Origin of the sequence: Methanosarcina sp. UBA289, from assembly GCA_002496565.1 — an archaeon.
Taxonomy (GTDB): Archaea; Halobacteriota; Methanosarcinia; order Methanosarcinales; family Methanosarcinaceae; genus Methanosarcina.
Map to the genome: position 1 here is coordinate 149,554 of DAKJ01000018.1, position 19,262 is coordinate 168,815.

At 41.3% G+C, this 19,262-nt stretch carries 19 protein-coding genes; 3 read left to right on the forward strand and 16 right to left on the reverse strand.

Annotated features, from left to right (window positions below; all coding sequences use genetic code 11):
- Positions 1–101: 101 nt before the first annotated feature.
- Positions 102–1,163, reverse strand: a complete 1,062-nt coding sequence (locus tag BP549_RS08565; protein WP_292379820.1) for a radical SAM protein — start codon at positions 1,161–1,163, stop codon at positions 102–104.
- A 132-nt stretch (positions 1,164–1,295) separates the two neighbouring features.
- On the opposite strand from BP549_RS08565, the gene BP549_RS08570 reads away from it, so the two are divergent.
- From BP549_RS08570 to BP549_RS08580, 3 genes are all read left to right on the forward strand, one after another.
- Positions 1,296–1,481 carry a 4Fe-4S binding protein gene (locus BP549_RS08570; RefSeq protein WP_292379821.1) on the forward strand — a complete coding sequence of 62 codons (186 nt, stop codon included), beginning with the start codon at positions 1,296–1,298 and terminating at the stop codon, positions 1,479–1,481.
- Positions 1,482–1,490: 9 nt separating this feature from the next.
- Positions 1,491–2,318, forward strand: coding sequence for a cyclase family protein (locus BP549_RS08575; RefSeq protein ID WP_292379822.1), 828 nt, complete (start codon positions 1,491–1,493; stop codon positions 2,316–2,318).
- 261 nt (positions 2,319–2,579) lie between these two features.
- Positions 2,580–2,957, forward strand: coding sequence for a hypothetical protein (locus BP549_RS08580; protein ID WP_292379825.1), 378 nt, complete (start codon positions 2,580–2,582; stop codon positions 2,955–2,957).
- A gap of 162 nt (positions 2,958–3,119) precedes the next feature.
- Here the strand turns inward: BP549_RS08580 and BP549_RS08585 are convergent, their stop codons facing one another.
- The 15 genes from BP549_RS08585 to BP549_RS08655 form a co-directional block, all read right to left on the reverse strand.
- A complete protein-coding gene (locus BP549_RS08585) occupies positions 3,120–3,683 on the reverse strand; it encodes an XTP/dITP diphosphatase (protein WP_292379827.1) in 564 nt (187 codons plus the stop codon).
- A complete protein-coding gene (locus tag BP549_RS08590; protein WP_292379829.1) occupies positions 3,676–5,313 on the reverse strand; it encodes a bifunctional N(6)-L-threonylcarbamoyladenine synthase/serine/threonine protein kinase in 1,638 nt (545 codons plus the stop codon). The genes BP549_RS08585 and BP549_RS08590 overlap by 8 nt, the downstream gene beginning before the upstream one ends.
- Positions 5,314–5,783: 470 nt before the next feature.
- Positions 5,784–8,822, reverse strand: a complete 3,039-nt coding sequence (locus BP549_RS08595) for a tetratricopeptide repeat protein (RefSeq protein WP_292379831.1) — start codon at positions 8,820–8,822, stop codon at positions 5,784–5,786.
- A gap of 172 nt (positions 8,823–8,994) precedes the next feature.
- Positions 8,995–11,274, reverse strand: a complete 2,280-nt coding sequence (locus BP549_RS08600; protein WP_292379832.1) for a tetratricopeptide repeat protein — start codon at positions 11,272–11,274, stop codon at positions 8,995–8,997.
- A 299-nt stretch (positions 11,275–11,573) separates the two neighbouring features.
- Positions 11,574–11,735 (reverse strand): hypothetical protein, encoded by a 162-nt coding sequence (locus BP549_RS08605; protein WP_292373395.1) that lies wholly within the window; start codon positions 11,733–11,735, stop codon positions 11,574–11,576.
- 230 nt (positions 11,736–11,965) lie between these two features.
- On the reverse strand, positions 11,966–12,115 hold the full coding sequence (locus tag BP549_RS08610; RefSeq protein ID WP_048109017.1) for a 30S ribosomal protein S27ae: 150 nt from the start codon (positions 12,113–12,115) through the stop codon (positions 11,966–11,968).
- Between the two features lie 15 nt (positions 12,116–12,130).
- Positions 12,131–12,436 carry a 30S ribosomal protein S24e gene (locus tag BP549_RS08615; RefSeq protein WP_292373390.1) on the reverse strand — a complete coding sequence of 102 codons (306 nt, stop codon included), beginning with the start codon at positions 12,434–12,436 and terminating at the stop codon, positions 12,131–12,133.
- Positions 12,417–13,004, reverse strand: coding sequence for a GTP-dependent dephospho-CoA kinase family protein (locus BP549_RS08620; RefSeq protein WP_292379834.1), 588 nt, complete (start codon positions 13,002–13,004; stop codon positions 12,417–12,419). The genes BP549_RS08615 and BP549_RS08620 overlap by 20 nt, the downstream gene beginning before the upstream one ends.
- A 1-nt stretch (position 13,005) precedes the next feature.
- Complete coding sequence (spt4, locus tag BP549_RS08625; protein ID WP_292373386.1) at positions 13,006–13,191, reverse strand: transcription elongation factor subunit Spt4; 186 nt, start codon at positions 13,189–13,191, stop codon at positions 13,006–13,008.
- Between the two features lie 17 nt (positions 13,192–13,208).
- Complete coding sequence (locus BP549_RS08630; RefSeq protein WP_292379837.1) at positions 13,209–13,793, reverse strand: DNA-directed RNA polymerase; 585 nt, start codon at positions 13,791–13,793, stop codon at positions 13,209–13,211.
- Between the two features lie 56 nt (positions 13,794–13,849).
- The gene (locus BP549_RS08635) at positions 13,850–14,218 is read right to left on the reverse strand and encodes a DNA-binding protein (protein WP_292373382.1); all 369 of its coding nucleotides are present in this window, start codon (positions 14,216–14,218) and stop codon (positions 13,850–13,852) included.
- Positions 14,215–15,441 carry a translation initiation factor IF-2 subunit gamma gene (locus tag BP549_RS08640; protein WP_292373380.1) on the reverse strand — a complete coding sequence of 409 codons (1,227 nt, stop codon included), beginning with the start codon at positions 15,439–15,441 and terminating at the stop codon, positions 14,215–14,217. Before BP549_RS08640 ends, BP549_RS08635 begins: the two co-directional genes overlap by 4 nt.
- A gap of 349 nt (positions 15,442–15,790) precedes the next feature.
- Complete coding sequence (locus BP549_RS08645) at positions 15,791–16,954, reverse strand: formate--phosphoribosylaminoimidazolecarboxamide ligase family protein (RefSeq protein WP_292379839.1); 1,164 nt, start codon at positions 16,952–16,954, stop codon at positions 15,791–15,793.
- Positions 16,955–17,275: 321 nt separating this feature from the next.
- Positions 17,276–18,019: a stage II sporulation protein M gene (locus BP549_RS08650; RefSeq protein ID WP_292379840.1), complete on the reverse strand. Its 744-nt coding sequence runs from the start codon at positions 18,017–18,019 to the stop codon at positions 17,276–17,278.
- A 73-nt stretch (positions 18,020–18,092) separates the two neighbouring features.
- A complete protein-coding gene (locus BP549_RS08655) occupies positions 18,093–18,950 on the reverse strand; it encodes a DUF63 family protein (protein ID WP_292380778.1) in 858 nt (285 codons plus the stop codon).
- Positions 18,951–19,262 lie beyond the last annotated feature (312 nt).

The window sequence follows — 19,262 nt, forward strand, 5'->3', positions numbered from 1 at the left end:
CTTCGCACAAAAATTGTTTTTTAGGAGTTAATTAATTTTAAAAACGTATTATGAATTCAGGTAAGAATTTTCCTTTCCCGCTTATTCGTCCCAAGCTCACCTTAAAGAGGAATTAGCTCGACAAGCATTCCGTCTTCGAATGGGTATCTTTCAATAATAATAAGCCTTGATCCGGAAGCTTTCAACTCTTCTTTAATGCCTTCTTTTAACTCTTCAAGCACCCACCAGGCGATCTCGATTTTCCCGTTTTTTATTTCAAATAGCTCGGAAGGGATTTCCATGCTCTTCAGAGTTTTTTCTGCAAGTTCCTGGTCTCCCTCTTCAATAACCCCATATACTAGAGTACCGTCTTCCGTGATTTCGTCAAAATCTCTTGCTGTATTCTTTGCAATCCGCTGAAACCTTTTGCGGAGCTGCACTGCGTCCTTATAGGTTGAAGAACAAAAATGGACTTTTTTACATGCCTGAAAGGCAATCCCGGCAAATTTACAGGATCCTGCGGCTGCGTTGGACGTGTCAGACTCAAGGCAAAAGCCGTTTTTTAAGAGGGCTTCGGAGTTATTATCTGAGAATTCCAGTTCATTCAAGTTAAGGAAAACTTCCATTTCTTCTGCAAAAGCTGCAACTTTTTCCGCTCCTTCAAGGGCAGGAACCTCGATTCCGGCTTCGATTCCAAGCTCTTTTGCATATTGCAGGGCATCTGCGTATTGACTGTTATTAAGATCATTCCAGCACTTCTGCGGCGGATGTAAACGAATTTCATCAAGGCCTGCATCTGCGAGCTTTTCAAGAATCTGCCTGTCAGGAGCCAGAGAAGTATAAAGATGGATATGGTGTTCTTTTCCAAAAGAAGCCTTGAGCACTCGGATGTAGTGCAGAACTCTTTCGAGCCTCAGCAAGGGCTCTCCGCCTGTAATTCCTGTTCCGAGAGCATTCATGAGCTCGGCTTCTGTAAGTAAATCCTCATCGCTGTTTATAGACATCTCATTTGCAAAAACGAGATCTTTTCCTCGCCTTTCATCCGAAAGTGGGCAGTAAAAGCAGCTTTTGGGGCAGAGACCTGTTACGAAAAGGACCATTTTGGCGCCTTCCTGGCAAAATCTGCACCCTTTCGAAAGATAACTGTAAAAGGAGCCGGTTTCGTCTTCAGTGAACTTTTCCATAACTGAACCTGCATATTCTTTTGTTATATATAAGGCTTGTTTTTGGTCTCCAGATGAAAGTATGGAGACACAATTATAAAGAAAGGGCTTTACTCAAAAAATGATATATCATAAGGTGCTAAAGGTTCATTAATGTCAGAGCAAAATGGATACGTAGTAGTTTTCGGCTGCAAAAGGTGCGGAAAATGCAAAGATATCTGTCCTGTGGGCGCAATTTATGAGGAAAACGAGCTTGCGAAAATTGACCCCAAAAAATGTACCCTTTGCATGAAATGCATAGATGAGTGCACTAACAGGTCAATTATCTATATGGAATAAGGTGTTAGGGTGGATAAGACTCCGGTTGACATGAAAGAAAGTCCTGTTAGAGTGGAAGAAATTCCAATTGATGTGAAAGGAATGCCTGTTAGCGTGGAAGAAGTTGAGGTTGATATGGAAAAACTCATAGCTCATGGAAAAATAATAGATATTACAACTCCGATTTCCTCTTTTACACGGACTTTTCCTGGAGACCCGATACCCGCAATTGAGAAGGTCTGTACTCTTGAAGAAGAAGGCTGTGTGGTCTCAAAGTTAAGTTTTGGAAGTCATACCGGCACCCATGTCGATGCTCCATCTCATATTCTGAAAAATGGCCGGACTGTTGACAAACTGGAACTCAAAAACCTCATGGGCAAGGCTCTTATTCTCGATTTTTCTTCACTATCAGGCGAACTGACTGCTAACATTCTTGAAAAGACCTTCCGGTGTATAGGAGCTTCTGAAAATATCCAGATCCTTCTTCTGAAAACAGAAGATTTTTCCCGAAAACATGAAATTGCAGGTGAGGTTAGTCCCTCTGGCGCAAAGTTAAGTTCTCAGGACATGGAAACCGAGAAGGAAGAATCCTGCCCTACATACCTTGATGAAAGCGGAGCAGCCTGGATTGTTGAAAAAGGTTTCAAGATAATTGGGACTGATGGCTTTTCCGTGGATAATCTTTATTCCGAAACTTTACCTGCTCATCACATCCTTCTTTCTAGTAATGTGAACATAGTAGAATGCCTTGAACTTAGTTCCGTAGAAACCGGAACCTATTTCTTCCTCTGTCTTCCCCTCAAAATTGAGAACTGCGACGGTGCACCTGCAAGAGCCTTATTGATTTCTTACACTTGATAAACTAACAGATATTGTCTTTGACTAACAAACAAGCTTTGAAGATATTAAAGAAAAAGGAAAACTCGAAGCATAAAGAACAGATTAAAACATAAACAATAAGGAAGAAAAGATTACCGAAAGATAAAAATATAGAAGATCAAGACTAATAAAGTACATGGAGGGTTTGGGATAGAAGAAGAGAGTACTGAAAACCTGCTCTGTATACCATTTACGGGAGAGCAACTTGCCGAAATAAAGAAATATGCAGGCATCAGTGGTATGGAAGTTGAAGAATTTATCAGAAGTGTTTGCCTGACTCACTGTCTCCAGCAAATGGAATGCCTTTACGGGGAAGAGTCAGAAGCGCCTGAGGCTTCAGGGGGCGCTGCAAAACCGGAAAGTAGATTAGAAATAGAGTCAAGGAAAGTTGAGTTTAAAGGTCAAAAGCTGGGCCCAAGCTCAAAAGAACAGCCTGCCTCAAAAGAGATTCTTGATGGGCCACTCGTTCTGGACCAGCAGTGTATTATGGATTTATTTGCAATCAAACGAGAGTTCGGCAATATTTCAAATAACAAAATTATCACTATCGCCCTGAAATTGGGTCTGAACCAGCTCAGTGTAGCCCTTGGTCTACTTAAAAATAAACTGAAAGAATGAAGAAGCGTGGGAAAGAGGGAAGGATTGATATAAACAATCCTTTCCAAGCAGTTCTTTTGCGATCGCAGTTTATTACGTCTTACTTTTACATCTTAATTTCATACGTGCTGTAAAATTTCACTGTTAAGTCTTGCTGCCAAATCTTACTGTCAAACCTTCCTTTCAGAGTTTTTCAAGTTCACCCTTGTACCATTCCAGAAAACTGTCAATAGCCCTGCGCCTGTGGGAGACCTTATTTTTTTCAGCGTCTCCAAGTTCCCCGAAGGTCATGCCCTGGTACTCGAAAATAGGGTCATACCCAAAACCACCTGTGCCTCTCTCTTCATACGCGATTTTCCCTTCAACTATACCTGGAAAAACCAGAGGCTCTTTTCCGGGCTCGCAATATCCGATAACAGTTTTAAAATACGCTGCTCTGTCAGTTTCCCCTTCCATAAGCTTAAGCACTTTCAGGTTTCCTAGTCTGTCCTCTACAAAACGAGAGTAAGGGCCTGGAAAACCGTTTAAGACTTTTATGAAGATCCCGGAATCATCTACCATTACAGGCATATTCAGTTTATTTGCGACATGCTTCGCCCCATAGGCTGCAATGGGCTCAAGGTCGTCCTCCTGAAGTTCAGGGTAGCCGTTTTTGTCCTGTATTACTTCAATTCCGAAAGTCTTGAGGATGTCCCTTACCTCGGCAAATTTGCCTTTGTTTCCTGTAACAAATACGATCTTATGCATAACGAGCCCTCTTTTTTATCTCTTCAACGCGCTTGAGTACATCCTCTGAATCTATAAAAGTGCTCTGGTATCCTTTTTTGAAGGCTTTGATCAGGGCTTCATGATTGCGGTGGGTACTCTCAAAGGTCTGGAAAAGCACATGGACATCTACCCCTCTGGACTCGAGGCCTTTGTCAAAATACGCAAGCCCGAAGTCAAGGAGATAAAGCCTCTCGCCTGCAAGAAGGAGGTTTGAGGTCGTAAGGTCACCATGGATTATACCCGCACTGTGGAGTTTTCCTACAAGTTCTCCTACTTTTTCGGAAAGCTCAGGAGTTACCAGGTATTTTATGGGAACGCCATCGATATACTGCATCTTGAGCTTGAAATCTTCCACGTCATAGATAATTGGCGTAGAAACCCCATTGCGCCGAGCTTCAGACATCAGGCGGGCTTCTGTCCGGTTTCTTTCAGTCCTGATCCTTTCATCAATCTCTTTATGCCTGTAAGCCTTTGGAACTCTTTCCTTAACAAGTATTTCTTTTCCTTCAGGTCCTTCTTCCAGGTAAACGACAGCCTCGGCCCCGTTATCCAGCATTTCCCCAAGCCTGAGGGAAGTTCCAGGGGCGATTTCAGGGACCCTTTTCATTGCTTCTTCCCGGATCCAGGTCACTTTCACATCATCAGTTCGGTAACTCGGGTTTACACGGGACTCTTCAAGGGAAAGGGTGTTTTCGGACTTATACATCAGAAGCCCAGTATATGCAATCATTGTCCCGTTATCTCCCATGAAGCGTTTTTCGGGCACATAGAACTTCGCACCTCTGGCTTCGCACATCTCGTTTAACATTTCCCTGAGCCTTGTATTTGCTCCAACTCCCCCTGCCAGCAAGACTTCTTTTTTTCCGGTATGAGCAAGGGCTCGCTCTGCAACCTCAACGACCATTGCAAAAGCCGTTTCCTGGTAGGAATAACAGACATCCTCAATAGAAGCTTTTTTCAGGGCTTCACTAGCTGCCGTGGAAAGCCCTGAAAAGGAGAGATCCATGCCTTTTATCACATAAGGAAGATGAATATACCTTTTCGCATTCTTTGCATAAGCCTCGATCTTTGGCCCTCCGGGATGAGGCAGACCAGCTCCCCGTGCAAACTTATCAAGGGCATTTCCAAGCCCTATATCGAGGGTTTCCCCAAAGACTCTGTATCTTCCCCCCATATAGGAAATAACCTGGGAATTGGCCCCACTTACGTAAAGGACGACAGGGTCAGTTGCAGGCGTTCTCCAAATTCCGACTTCTATATGAGCAATACAATGGTTGACCCCTATCAGAGGAACACCTAGGGATATGGAAAGCATTCTTGCTGCCGTTGCAACCGTTCTCAGGCACGGCCCAAGTCCAGGTCCCTGGGAGAAAGCTATTCCGTCAATCTCTGAAGGCTCGACTCCTTTTTCTTTTGCCTCTGCAAGAAGCCTTCTTATAACGCTGGCTGCGTACTTTGCATGGTGCTGGGCTGCTTCCCTGGGGTGAATCCCTCCGGTTGTAGGCTTGTAGGTCTCTGTGACCTCGGCAATAATCTCGGTCTCGGTCACGATTGCGGCACTCAGGTTCCAGGCAGTGCCCTCGATTCCAAGGATGAACGTGTTTTTCAAGGCTTACGGTCTCCTTCCAGTCCTTTTTGCTGTCACTGCCTTCGATAATACAGGAGAGAACTTATATACATTTGCATCCCGAGTTCCGTCACCCGAGTCCCGTCTCGGGAGGACGGTGCCCTTTTCGCTGCGCTCAAGAGGGCTAAAGTAGATTTTCTTAGAGGTATCATGTTTGAGGAGTCTGGGGAATATTTGATATTTAAGAGTTCCAGCATAATAACATGAGACATGACTACAAATCCGAGGGAAATAGAACCCTCTACATTATATAAAAATGGCTCTTCGCTGTTTCGAGTGGGTAACTTATATTCATTTCCGAAGTGTTGAATTATAACATATAAGTTTAGAAACAGCTATTGTTGAAAATCACATTCAAGCTTGGTGTTTCTCTTTTCGGCTTGGCTACATCTTAACTAAATAATTATCTTTTGATAAATAGTTGAAACATTAGATTTTATTTATTCATGCCTTCAAAAATTTCCTAGCTTTTGCACGCTTTCTTCCATGGGTTCAGGAGAAAATAGACTTCTCTCGAGCTTTTCACCAAACTCCTCAAGTATAGATGCAGGAATATCGAGATCAGGGTATGGAGGAGTAAGAGGTTCAAAATCTTCTTCGTTCGGCCTGACTTGCCTGAACTCGGGCAGGAACAGAATAAAAGCCAAAAATAAGATAAAGATTATGTACTCTCTGCCGTAAATCAGCCATGAAACGTTTCCTGTGAGAGAAAAAATGGAATTTATATAGGACGCGGGACAGGAGATGATTGGAAGAGATAAAGCTGCGGGATAGGACAATAGAAGGACGAATATAAAGAGAAAAATGAGACCGAAACCCATCTTTTTGAGCAGGCCGTATGTCTTGGAATAAAGCCACCATTCCCACCAGGCAGGCTTGAGAGGTCCTGTACGGAGATTTTTCAGGAGCCGGGCTGCAGGTTTCTTTACTTCGGCTGGAGATTCCAGTCTCAGGCATTCATCAAGTCTATCTACCGCTTTTCGGAAGTAGTGTGCCCGGTAGTAAAAAAGCCCCAGAAAATAAAGGGCATACGCTTTCAGTTCGTTATCTTTGGATCTCTGCAGAATGGCTGCTTTTTCAAGTTTTCCTGCAGCTGCAAGTAGCGTATACCTGAAACGTGCACTATTTTCGTCAAAAGATGTTTCTGCACACATATACCTCGCATACGCATCCCAGAGCAACAGTTTCAGGTCTTCCGAATTCAAGGCAAGAGCTCGCCTGAAAGACTCAAGTGCATCCTCACAGGCTTGCTCTTCAAGTTCTATCCGACCTTTTAGGTTTCTTGAGAATGCATTATCAGGGGCTTCTGCAATCGAAGCTTCTAGCTCTTTTAATGCGCCCCTACTGTTTCCGATCCTGAAGTAAAGCTCTGCAAGTCCGTTTCTTGCATGAAAATTTTTTGGATTTATATCAATTGCTTTTCTGTATGCCTTGATAGCTCTATCGAAATCTTTCAGCCTGAAATAGGCAAATCCCAACAGGCAAGAAGGAAAATCCGAGTTTATCTCGTTTGTTAGCTTTTCAAGGACTACAACGGCTTTCTCAAACTCCTGCAGCTTTATGAGAACAAAAGCTTTCATGACTGAAGCCTGTGTATTTTGAGGGTCAAAGGTAAGGATCCTATCAAACACTTCCAGGGCTTTTCCCCATTCTCCGCAGTGTGCAAAAACCAGGCCTTTTCCGGAATATGAAATTGTTTCTGCTTCGGAAAGTTCTCTGGCGCTTTCAAAAGCTATTAAAGCATCCTGATATCTGCCAAGGGCATTCAGAGCAAGCCCTTTAGAATTCCTGAGAATTTCCAACCTGAAATTTATTTCAGCGGAATTCAAAATTTCAGGTTCTTTATCTTCGAGAATTTTTGTGGATTTTTCTGCTCCTGTAGCTGCATAAATAGCTTCTTCTGCATCCTCGAGCGTTTTTAGAGCTTCCTCATACATCCTCAGGCAGAGAAGAGTAATTCCTTTGCAAATTTGAGGAAAAGAGCGTTCAGATTCTCTTTTCGCGGCATTGTCAAAGGCTTTAAGAGCTTCCGCATACTCTCCAAGCTCGGCAAAAGCAAATCCCCGATATTTCCAGCTTTCATCCCCAATTTCTCTTTCAGGAAGTCCCCCAGATAATTCCAGATATTTTTTAAAAGCCGTTTGGAGCTGACTGCCAAGAGTCTCTCCAAAATCTTTTTCCTGATGCCTGAGTCGGGAGAGAGTAACTCCTCGGTTATAACGGGCAGGCAGACTTTCATAGTCAAGCTCGAGGAGTGTCTCATAAGCGTCAAGAGCTTCCCTATATCTTCCAAGCTTATAAAGCGCGTTTCCTTTTCCATTCCACGCAAAAAGATTTCTGGAATAAAGACCGAGAGCTTCCTCAAAGCTCTCAAGAGATCTGGAATAATCCCCAAGCTGATAATATACTTCTCCAAGACCGCTCAGAATACCACTATCTTCAACTCCGGAAGAAAGGGCCTTTTCATACGCCTGCAGAGCTTCATAAGGTCTCTGCATGGCTAAAAAACAGTTGCCTACCCCTCTCCATCCCTCTAGGCTCAAAGGATTAGCTTCAAGGGCTTTCCTGAAAGCATCTAGAGATTCCTGATATTTTCCAAGTGCCAGCAGGGCTTTTCCTTTGCCAGCTTTTGCCTCTATAAGAGAGTTATCAAGTTCAAGTACACTTTCAAATATGTCAAGAGCTTCACGAGGCCTGCCCAGCTTTCCGAGAAGCCTACCTCTTTCGAGTCTGTTTTTTGTGTTTCTTGGCTCAATGATAAGACTTTTTTCAAAAGCTGATAGAGCCTCTTCTTTCCTTCCCATGCCTTCGAGAATTCTGCCCTGCGTTTCCCAAGCAACTGCAGATGCAGGTTCAAGTTCCAAAGCCTTTTCACAGGTTCTCAAAGCTTCTCTCTTTTTACCCAGGGCAAGGTATGCTTTTGCCTCACCTTCCCATGCTCCTGAATGCGAAGGTTCTAGCATAAGGGTTTTTCCATAAGCCTCAAGTGCCTCTTCATTTCTCCCAAGTGTGGAAAGGGTTATTCCTCTATAGTACCAGGCCTTCAGATTTTCAGGATTAAATTCGGCAGTTTTAGTAAAAGCCTCAAGGGCTTCCTCATTTCGTGAGAGCTGTTTTAAAGCAAGCCCACTGTAGTACAGAGCACCGATGTGCTTTTCATCTTTTCTGAGCACGCCGTTAAAAGCCTCAAGAGCCTTCTCTGGCAGGTTCAAATATCCTAAGGTAAGCCCTTTGAGGTATCGGGCAGGAACATTGTCAGGATCAAAATTAAGTGCCATTTCAAAAGCTTGAAGGGCTTCTTCCGGCCGGTCCAGGTAACGAAGTATGTTTCCCCTGTACTGCCAGGCAACGCTATCCTCAGGACTTACCTCAAGTACATCGTCGAAAGCCTCAAGCGCTCTCTCAAAGTTTTTCTCTGCCCCTATCTGGTTTTTCAGGTTCAAAAGAGCAAGGGCTTTACTGTACCAGGCTTTGGCATAAAGAGAATTCATAGGCCCTCGGAGATCTTTGAGTAAAATTTGGTTAATTTTAAAATTCATCTAAATATATATGATGTCTATTATAAATATGGGCACAGAAGATAGTTACTGATTTAGGAACTTGAATAAATTAAGTTCATTTCCAAAGATAAAATATCCTTAGTCATGTATTTTTAAACTCTATTTACTTTTTTAATAAATCTCGGAGATTAAAAAATAGTATGGTATCTCCAGTTGTGCTAGATTTGCTACTTATATCTCTTATGGGACGAGCATCCTCAAGATTAAAAGGAGGCATCTCTGGATAAAATTCTACAGCAGAGAACGTGGGCGATTGAATCTCTATAGATATATCTTTTCCTGCAATGCGAGTTATTGAAGGAGAAATGAGAAGAAAAATTAGAGCTATTTCAGCTAGTAAAAACTGGTTTAAATTCTCTTTAACATCATTCCAAATAGCATATACCATTAACAAAAGAATAAGAACAAAAATCAATAGGAAAATTATGCGTTTATGCCATTTATATAAAGGCGAATAAAGCCACCAAACATGCCACGGAGGTTTTATCTGGTAGGTCCAGATATTTCCTAGCAGTTTCTTTGCAACTTGCTGTGTATTTGTTAGTGAACTATTAAGGGAAATAAATTTTATCAACTTCTCATTACATAGCTTTAGTTTATCATATACTTTCAAAGGCTCCCATATTATCACAGTCCCCCGTACTATCCAAGGCTTGCGTACTATCCAGGGCTTCTCTTTTTCCATTCCTAAGTTAACACAGTCGATGAGTTTTTCTTTGGCTTGTAAATAATTTCCCATTTTACAGTAACATATCCCCAAAAAGTAAAGAGCATAAGCATCTACCCTGTTATTCTCATGAGATTTTATTTTCTCCAAGTCCCTAACAATAGTAATGAGTTCTTCTTGATATTTTCCAGATTTCTCTCCACAATTATATTTTGCTCTGAGGTATCTAGCATACGCATGCCAGAGAAGATATAAAGAAAACGTATTATCCCATTTAATAGCCTGGTCAAAAGATTCCATAGCGTCTCTATAATTATGTTTTTCAATGTCTATCTGACCTTTAAGGCACCACCCCCATCCCATTCTACGAGCATATCTATCAAACTCCCGAGTACCACGTCGAAGTTTCTCACCTGTCTGCTTTATATCATAAAAATCATTATCTTTAGTATTTTCTTCTATTTTGGGGTATAAATCAAGATAATCCTTTATTTGTGAATATGCTTCATCCAAGTTCCTAAAACTTAAAAGAAGCCATCCTAAATTATTGCGTGTGAATAAATCAGATTTATCTGTACTTAGAGCTCTCTGAAATGCTTCTTTTGCTTTTGTTGGTTCATTAAGCCTATAAAGCACTATACCTTTTAGATTTAGAATCTCAATATCATTAGGATTTTGCTTCAAAGCTTTTAAGAAGCATTTATATGCTTCTTTATAATCATTATGCGAGCCCAGTTTAAAATGTGAAAGTCCTTCCATACTCAGTGCATCAAAAATATTATTTTTTTTGTATTTTTCTTCATCAGTTTTTTTCGTAGTTATCTTCACCATTTTTTTCTTAGACTTTCCTTCGTTTTTAAGGGCTTTTTTAAAAGCTTTTATTGCTTTGGGGTATTCTTCAAGAAAATAGTAAGCCATACCTTCATTGAATCTTATGTTATAGGCTTCCGGAGCTAATTTAGTAGCTTTATCACATGCTTTATATGCTTCTTTTACCAATACGTCACAACATCTCAATTTAGCTAGTAATATTGCTTTATAAATATAGGGCAGAGGATCTTCGTTTTTATCATTTTCCTTCACTTTAATCGCTCTATCGAACATTTCACACGCTTTATCGTACTGCTTGCACTCGTAGTAAATTAAACCGGCACTTTTTAAAGTATCTAAAGTCTCTGAATCTTCAGGCTGAGGATTAATTATACTAAATGCTTCTATTGCTTTATCATATTCTTTAAGTAAATAATAGACAATACCCAGTTTTTTTAGAATGCTATTATTTTTTTGGTTTCTATTTTCATCTCTTATTTTCTCCAGTTTTTCTTTAGATTTTTTTAACATATCTTCTGCATGATTTGGTAAAATACAATATCTCTTCTGCAGTTCTTCTTCAAATTTCCTGAGAGTTATTCCTGCAAAACATAGTATTTCAGCAGCGTGTTCAGATCTTTCAGAGAGAAATGCAGTACTTACTGCATGTTGAGTGTGTTTCTGACAAGTATTTAAAATATCTAAAGCTTGACAAAAAGAATTATACGCTTCATTGTATTCTTCGAGGAAATAATGTGCTATTCCCTTGAACTTTAATGCTTGAATTTGATTTTTATTATATTTGGAGGACTCTTTTTTAAAAAATTGTATAGATTCTTTATACTGCCCTTTGAAAAAATAATTATAACCTATGTTATAGTTATCTTTTGCATCTAACGGATTCATATAAACACCTTGAGGATTGTAATATATGTTTATATGCTGAGATATATATTAGAGATATTATAAAAGATATCAGAAACTATTTTTCTAAAATTAAATATATTTTGTAAAAAAATAATGATTAACCTAATGTTATTACTGAAAATTAGCCACAGTACACTAGATTTTGAAATCATGAAGAATTTTTAACCTTTTGAGCCTATATAGGAGAACCTGAACTATAATACTGGAAGTCTTTGGAATCCAACCATTTAAAAGTCCTTAACCTTAATTTTTACATTAGAGATAGCCAATATTTACTTTCATTTCTTCTTTTCCGGCGGCAATCTGATAATGAATCTGACATTTTTCAAGGTCAGGTTACTGATGATAAGGGGCTTTTGCTTTAATCCTTCTATTTTCAGGCTTTCTATGTGCGCATCCTTTATTGTAATAGTTTTAGTTCTTGCGTATTTCTCAGACATTTTTCATCTCTTTCTTGCATTTTTGGCGTCAAGTTCATAAATATAATATTCCAAAAATAAATTAGTTTCCATCCACAGATCCAATTTTGAGAATTAGATTCTGGTTTTCCAATTTTTCGGCGCAGATGATCAGAAAGCTTGAATGAGGCAAAGATGAGAAAATGAAAAGAACCACAGGAAAATCCCTGCGGTTCGGGTTGAAAAAGAGTCAGATAAATTCTTGAAATGGGTTACTTCTTGAATTCTGTATAGCCGCACTTTCCGCAGGCGAGGCGGTTCTTGTGATCGGCGAGGAATGTACCTGGTCCACATCTGGGACAGAACTGTTTAATTCTGGTTACGGAGTCGCCCTGGACTTTATAGTAATCTTTTACTGCCATGTATATGCACCTCGCTTAAGCCTCTTCTCCCTCGGTCTCAGTTCCTGGAATAGCGTTTCTCTTCAAGACGTATTCCAGCTCTACCTCCTTCATGCGATCAGCATTCTCGTAGAGTTTGGCATAGCCCTTGCCTTCCTGTACTCCATATTCGGTTTTGATTCTCTGGATTACCAGCAGTTCAAGAGGGGCGTTCAGCATTGCAGCGAGTTTATTCTTTATGTCATTTCTGGAAGGAGTCGAACCTTCATATTTCACAATGAAATCCAGTTCCCTTCGATTTAAAAGTGAATTATTCTTGTCTTTAAGAATTCTTATATCCATCTAAAATTCTCCGTAGCTTGTCCAATTCGTAATTCTGATTTTTGCTGATGAGTTTCTCAAAGAGAGTTCTGATCTCCCCTTTTTTTTCCTCAGTGACCTTCACAAAGACCACACCCTCATCGGGCTGTCCATACAGGACCACAGCATTCAGAGGAGCCAGAAGGATTACAGGAAGGGTTGCCAGATCCTCTTCTCCTCTTACAAAGATCCTGAGAGGTTTTTCGGAAGCAAAAGCTTCACAAAGGGTTTTAATCAACTCATCGGTAATAATTCCTGCAGGGTTGTCCACAGATACTTCGTCGTAAACTTTGTCCATATTCCGGGCTGAGACATCACTGGAAACCGGTTTCCTTTTGGTGCGGTTGTCCACAATACAGATGTCTGGAATAATCCCGGACTCAAGCAGGTGGAAAGTAGTAACATCACCTACGGATATAAGTTTTGTGGGGCTTCCAAGCTCCCCTGCAAACTTCTCAATAGTATCCCTGCCCCTGCCTCTGTAGAGTGTACCCAGGGGTTTCTTCATCAGTGGACGAAGTTCTCTCGGAAGCTCAATATGAACACTCAAATCAGCGCACCTTCAGAGCAAATTTATCCGGAATGTCAACCCCAAGCTTTTTTGCTATTTCTGAGCGTTCAGCGTCCAGGATAATTACAAGCCCACTCCATTCCTCCGCAAGGTCCGAAGTCCCGCAGATGGGGCAGTTTTGCCCTTCCAGGACTCTCATGCAGTGTCTACATACTTTTTCTGCCATAAAAATCCTCTTCCTAATCAGGCGGCTCCTTCAGTAACAGCTTCATGAGACTGCTTCTTTTTACGAGCTTCTTCTAGCCACTGCAGCTTTCCGAGAGCAGTCTGACGCATGGTAAGGCCTATTTTGCTTTCCTTAGGTTCTCTTTCGTTGATACTGACAGCAACAACCCTGGCTCTTACATGGTCACCTTCAGCAATGGATTTGCCTCCATTCTTTGTCACAAGCCTTGCGTTCTTGGCGTCGTATGAAATAAAGTCATCCGTAATCTGGCTGACGTGAAGCAATCCGTCCATTGGCCCCATACCTACGAAAACTCCGAAACCAACGGCCTCAACAACTTCACCCTCAATAATCTCCTGGAGTTCAGGCACGAACATTATTGCTTCGAATGTTACATCATAATATACTGCCCCGTCTCCTACGAGGATGTGCCCTTCCCCTATCTCGACGATCTTGCAAATCGCAACGAGGGAACCAAGTTTTTTGTCAACCTGCCCCTCAAGTTTTTCTCTTAACGCGTTTTTAACAGTTTGCGCCACCTCTTCCCCTAAAAGGGTAGGAGGAATACGAACAGTATCAACGAGCTTCATCATTTTATACATCTGCTAATCACCCGTAAAAACAATTAATTTAATGCTGCCCGGTAAAATAACATGGTTCAGACAAAGTCCAGTTTGTTTTTCTGGCGTAAGGATATGGTTTGGATTCCTTTTTCAGCAAGCCTGCGCTTCAACCCGATGTCGTTTGTCAGGACAGCTGCTCCCATTTCCGTTGCCAGCCTGAGAATTACATCATCTGCAGGGCCTACAGCAGGAGTTATACGCTCGCATCTGTCCATCATGGACCTGGCAACCTTTGCAGCCGTTCTGTCCGAACCTCTTTCCCGCTTTATGAGTTTTTCTATCTCGAATACTACAGCCTCAGGCACAAAAAATTCGTCAAATCCCAGCCTTTTAAGTTCTTCAAAAATATCTACTCCGAACTGGACCGGGATCATGAACCCATTAGTATCGATTATAACTTTCAACTCTTAATTACCCCTACTCCAATAAGCCGCCACCGAGAGTCAATTCTCCTGCTGATAGCAACCCTTGATCCGATAGCTGCACTAATAGGGCGTTTAAGGGCAACCTGTGCTTCATTTTTCCTGGCACTTGTAACCACTCCAACTGTGGTTGCAGTTCCTATATTGAGCATGAGAGGTTCACTTGTCTTGATTTCGTTGATTTTTTCTTCCCTTGTAACTCCTACTACCCTATCGAGCAGGTGTAATTCCATGACGAACTGGTGCCTAGTGTCGGGAAGGGTCCCAGGTGCGCCTGCAATCTGTCCTGTTAAAGAGTCACCTTTTGTCAGGGTAGGGTCAAGATGAGTTCCAATAGCCAAAAGACCTCCGGGAGTTGCTTCATCCACCTTTGTCGTGCCTGCAAAGATAGATGAAATCGTTGTTAAAATCGGAACCCATCGTGTAACGCCTTCGGTTGTAACCTTAATTCCTGGCCTTATTTCCAGCTCGTCTCCCGGATGAAGGGCTCCTTCAGTCAGAGTTCCTCCGATAACTCCTCCGCGCATTTCATCAATTGAAGCCCCTGGTTTGTTAATGTCAAAAGAACGGGCAATCAACATGCTGGCAGGCTTATCCATTTTATGGACAGGAGCAGGAATCACGGTTTCCAGAGTATCGATAAGGACATCAATATTGATGTTCTGCTGGGCAGAGATCGGGATTACAGGAGCATTTTCTGCGACCGTGCCTTTAACAAATTCCTTTATTTGATGATAGTTCTCGAGAAGGCGCTCCTTAGATACAAGGTCGATCTTGTTTTGTACTATCACTATATTTTTAATCCCTATAATATCCAGGGCCATAAGGTGTTCTTTTGTCTGGGGCTGCGGACAGTCTTCGTTTGCTGCAATTACCAGCACTGCACCGTCCATAATCGCAGCGCCTGAAAGCATAGTCGCCATCAGGGTTTCGTGCCCAGGAGCGTCTACAAAGGACACAGTCCTGTGCTCTTCTGTCTTTTCTCCACAGTTAGGGCAGGTCTTTTCTACTGTGTAACATTGGGGGGAAGGACATTTGGGACACTTCATGAATAGGGAGTCTGCATACCCCAATCTGATAGAAATCCCTCTTTTTACTTCCTCACTATGTGTATCTGTCCAAAAGCCTGATAGGGCTTTAACAAGTGTAGTTTTTCCATGGTCGACATGGCCTACCATGCCGATATTAACACAAGGCTGACTCAAGTTGTAATTTCCTCCAGTAAAGTGAAGTGATCCGATATAAGGCAGGTCTTTATCCTAAACCTGAACCATAAAATTTGGAATTACTTTTTCCAGTAGGTCCGCAGATTCCAACCCTTAACTAATCTGGTCTGTAATTGAAATGAAACATATAAACTAAAATGGGACTTGGGGAGCGGAAATATTCTCCTGCCCATTCTTTAATCTGGATTTCCTGGATTGAAAATCCGGGTAAATTCTATTATTATGTTTTTTTATCGCTGTTTAAGGCTTGCAGATTCAGGCGATACTTTTAAAGTTTACGGTATCCTGCATAGTTAATATCTACTAATGCCGGAAAGCCTTAATAAATTTATGTGACGATGGCGTCAAGTTTCTCCAATTCCAGTGCACGCTTGATCTCAAAGGCCAACCTTCTTCCGGTACTCATTGGTTTTCTCCAGAGCGAGTTGCCGTAAGAATGACCTACTGACATATGAACATTGGTCCCACCGCCTACTCTTGGGGCCACATCATAAATGTAGAAGTTAAGATCTTTATCAACGCAAGTCTGCAAGCAGAAAGGCCCTATGATCCCAGGAGCATAGTGTTCCTGAGTAGCTTTTACATATTTTTCCCCCATTTCGAACACTTTCTCAAGAAGAGACTCGCGAAGGGTTGCGGAATTATGCCCGCAGACCGTATATTCGGGGGTTAACTGGCTTTCAGCCAGGGCCATTTGCTGAGGGGCAGGAAGCCTTACATGTCCATCAAGGCTGGTCTCAAAGCGCCAGTCAATTCCAAGAAGTTCCAGCTTACTCATTTTCGGTTCGATTGGAGAGTAGAACATATCAAGGTTAAACACAGGACCTATAATATAACGCTCTATTCTTGCGTTTTCAAGAGCTTCCTGAGTAATAACTCCCTGTCTTATAAGAGCCTCAGATTTCTCTAAATATTCCTTATAACTTGAAGCGGTAAAAAATCCCCTTTCGAGTTTTTTTACGGCATGAGGGAGCTTGACCATTACAAGTTCGTTAATATCCTTTGGAGACTCTATTTTTTCAGGGAAAGGAAGTCCTGCTTTTTCCAGAATCCAGTAATAACTCTGCTGCTCACTCCGTTCCTCGCTTCGAAGGAGGTTCCTGCTTCCTACGAGAGGCACTCTGAATTTTTCTTCGATCTCATCTATACTGCAGTAGGAGGTAAAGGAACGATTAGGGACAAAAAGTACATTTTCATCAACTAGTTTCTTCTGGTTTTCAGGCAGGAGAATCTCGTTATATTTTTTGAAAACAACGGTCTCGTCAACAATCCCCCTCTTTACCTTCCCATAAATGTCTCTCTGGGCCCTGAAATATTCACTATACGTTTTTTCCCTGCCAGCTTGGCAGACTGCAAGAGTCCTGAATTCCTCTTCAACTGCCCCGTCGCAGATGTCGAGCCCTGAATGAGAGCCTATAGTTCCGATTTTTATCTTATCAGCGTGAGTATAATAGCCTTCAACGATTTCCTTAATTTCTTTCCTGTCAATCATATTTGATGTTCCTTGGCTTTGGAAATAATCCTTTCAATGAGATTGATAATCGGTATAACTTTTCAAACCTGCTACTTAAGTAGAGATTCCTCAAAATGCAAGTCTTGTGACTATTTGCCAGGTATTATGAAGTAAAAATCCTGATAGGTTTTCCCCATTAACGGCTTTACCTATTAAATCCCTTCCTAATATAAGTAATCATTTATATAATGGAAGGAAAACCAGAAAAGCTCTAAAGCCAGGAAAAAGCAGCCCAGAACAGATATCTGAAATATTCCATTGGTTTACGGGCCCTGATTTTCCATAATTTTTGACGCTTTTTTAAATAAAACTCAATATAAAAGGCGTAATAAAAGCCTCAATTATAGCTGCAACCAGAAGAAGAGGCAGGATCCAACGGAAATAAAATATGAGTCCTTCTTTAAATTCTCTTTTGATCTGGGTAGGTCTGCCTATAAGGGCAGAAAATACCTGGTATCCGAGCCGAAGTCCTATGGCCGCGGCCAGGAAGACCATTGGCAGTTCCACTATCCCGTGGGGGAGAAGAGCAAGCAAAATGAAGAGCATACCTTTTTCCTGGGCTACAAGATAAGCTATCACTCCCACAAGATATCCATTGAAAGCGATAAAAAGTACTGGAAGAACGCCCAGCGCCAGCCCAAGTACCAGGAAAAGCAGGCTTACAAAAGAATTGTTAAGAAAGATTACGAGCATTATGAAAAGAGGATTCATCGTCATAATTGGTTCAAAGCGAGAACTGAAACTTTCTCTGAGAGAATCAGCCATAGAAGGGAAATATTCAGCTGAAATATAACCTGCAACTAAGGATCCAAAAAATACAAAGCTGATGATAAGTATATACGGCCAGATAAAACGCACATATCCAGTAAACCCTTTTTTCGGGTCTTTTCGGATACTGCGCCAGGTGCCTGCCGAACTGCTCCTGGGAAAAAAATCATTCTCCTCTGCAGCATATACCCTGTTTTCCATTTTTTCTTCAGGAGTTTCTGACATCTGTACTCCTGCTCTTATCTCTTCTGAATTATGATCGTCCTCTCTTTCCATACCTACCCCACCAATAATTCTGATTTATTAATCCTGATCCAAATACATATGGCGCCTGTCAAATACCTTTTTCTTAGATTCCCAACATCATCCGGATCGTATTCCGGGTTGCAGGAGAAAGCCCAAGGATCAAAATGACCATTTTGATTAACACTTTCAAGTTCAAGGAGCGTTCGTCATCCTCAAACTGGGTGTCAAGCACGTAAAGAACCCCTATGAAGATAATAAGCTTCAATGGATACATAACCAATGCGGTGCCAGTCAGATCGATAAGATAGCTGGGCACTACGTGTTTTTCATAGTATCCAAGCGTATCTATTCCTATGTACGTTGAAGAAGCATCCATCAGTTGAACCATCAGGATAGAAAGGTTCAGAGGATCGGTAAATATAGAAGACTTGAAATGGCGAGCAATTATATAAAAGATAAATGTCAGCCCTGTTCCTGCCCCGAGTACAAATAAGGGAACGTAAGGGGCCACTATATTCTCGAAATGCAGGAGTGTAACAAGATTTACGAAAAACCACAAGAGTCCGAAGCTTGCAAAAGTTAGATGAAAATCCTTTACCAACCCTGCTTTCTGAAGCCTGATGGAGATCCAGAGACAGCCTATGGTTATCGCAAATACCAAAAAATAAATATTGGGAGTTATGAGAAGATAGCTAAATGGCGGGTGGATAATACCTGCAGGAGAATCTTCAAGTACACGCAGAGAAGAACCTGCAAGTACGAAAGGCAGAACAGATGCGATAAAGCGTGGAGTTATTTTTACCTCAAGCTTTTCGAGCAGCTTGAAAATTCCAAATATGCAAATACCCAGTATTACTGCCCAGGTAAAGGTATTTACAACATTATACCCTTCATCACCTCTTATGGGCTCAAGATAATAGGTATTAATAAACTGTGATATTTTATCTATTAAAAAACTCATCTTATCACTCATTCGAAATGGCAATATCCTAATACAATTAAGTATACTATGTATACAGCGAACTTACTTCCTTAATCAAGAAGGTAATCTTCTTCTCCAGTGCGCAATGTTCGTTCTAATATATGAGATTTCTTTCCGGAAGGTCTTATCCCAATAAGCGTTAAAGATATTATAAATATTGAGCTTAGTATATTACTTTATTTTTATAATTATCCATATAACTCTAGCGTTATAGTCATACATATTATAATGGTATAGAGATGGAATTTAGAATAATGTAGACACAAAAATTATTCTGATATAAACACGGAA

Coding starts and splice junctions, on each gene's coding strand:
- BP549_RS08565 (WP_292379820.1), bottom strand. CDS start 1,163: ATGGAAAAGTTCACTGAAGACGAAACCGGCTCCTTTTACAGTTATCTT.
- BP549_RS08570 (WP_292379821.1), top strand. CDS start 1,296: ATGTCAGAGCAAAATGGATACGTAGTAGTTTTCGGCTGCAAAAGGTGC.
- BP549_RS08580 (WP_292379825.1), top strand. CDS start 2,580: ATGGAAGTTGAAGAATTTATCAGAAGTGTTTGCCTGACTCACTGTCTC.
- BP549_RS08585 (WP_292379827.1), bottom strand. CDS start 3,683: ATGCATAAGATCGTATTTGTTACAGGAAACAAAGGCAAATTTGCCGAG.
- BP549_RS08595 (WP_292379831.1), bottom strand. CDS start 8,822: ATGAATTCTCTTTATGCCAAAGCCTGGTACAGTAAAGCCCTTGCTCTT.
- BP549_RS08600 (WP_292379832.1), bottom strand. CDS start 11,274: ATGAATCCGTTAGATGCAAAAGATAACTATAACATAGGTTATAATTAT.
- BP549_RS08605 (WP_292373395.1), bottom strand. CDS start 11,735: ATGTCTGAGAAATACGCAAGAACTAAAACTATTACAATAAAGGATGCG.
- BP549_RS08610 (WP_048109017.1), bottom strand. CDS start 12,115: ATGGCAGTAAAAGATTACTATAAAGTCCAGGGCGACTCCGTAACCAGA.
- BP549_RS08615 (WP_292373390.1), bottom strand. CDS start 12,436: ATGGATATAAGAATTCTTAAAGACAAGAATAATTCACTTTTAAATCGA.
- spt4 (WP_292373386.1), bottom strand. CDS start 13,191: ATGGCAGAAAAAGTATGTAGACACTGCATGAGAGTCCTGGAAGGGCAA.
- BP549_RS08630 (WP_292379837.1), bottom strand. CDS start 13,793: ATGTATAAAATGATGAAGCTCGTTGATACTGTTCGTATTCCTCCTACC.
- BP549_RS08645 (WP_292379839.1), bottom strand. CDS start 16,954: ATGATTGACAGGAAAGAAATTAAGGAAATCGTTGAAGGCTATTATACT.
- BP549_RS08650 (WP_292379840.1), bottom strand. CDS start 18,019: ATGGAAAGAGAGGACGATCATAATTCAGAAGAGATAAGAGCAGGAGTA.
- BP549_RS08655 (WP_292380778.1), bottom strand. CDS start 18,950: ATGAGTTTTTTAATAGATAAAATATCACAGTTTATTAATACCTATTAT.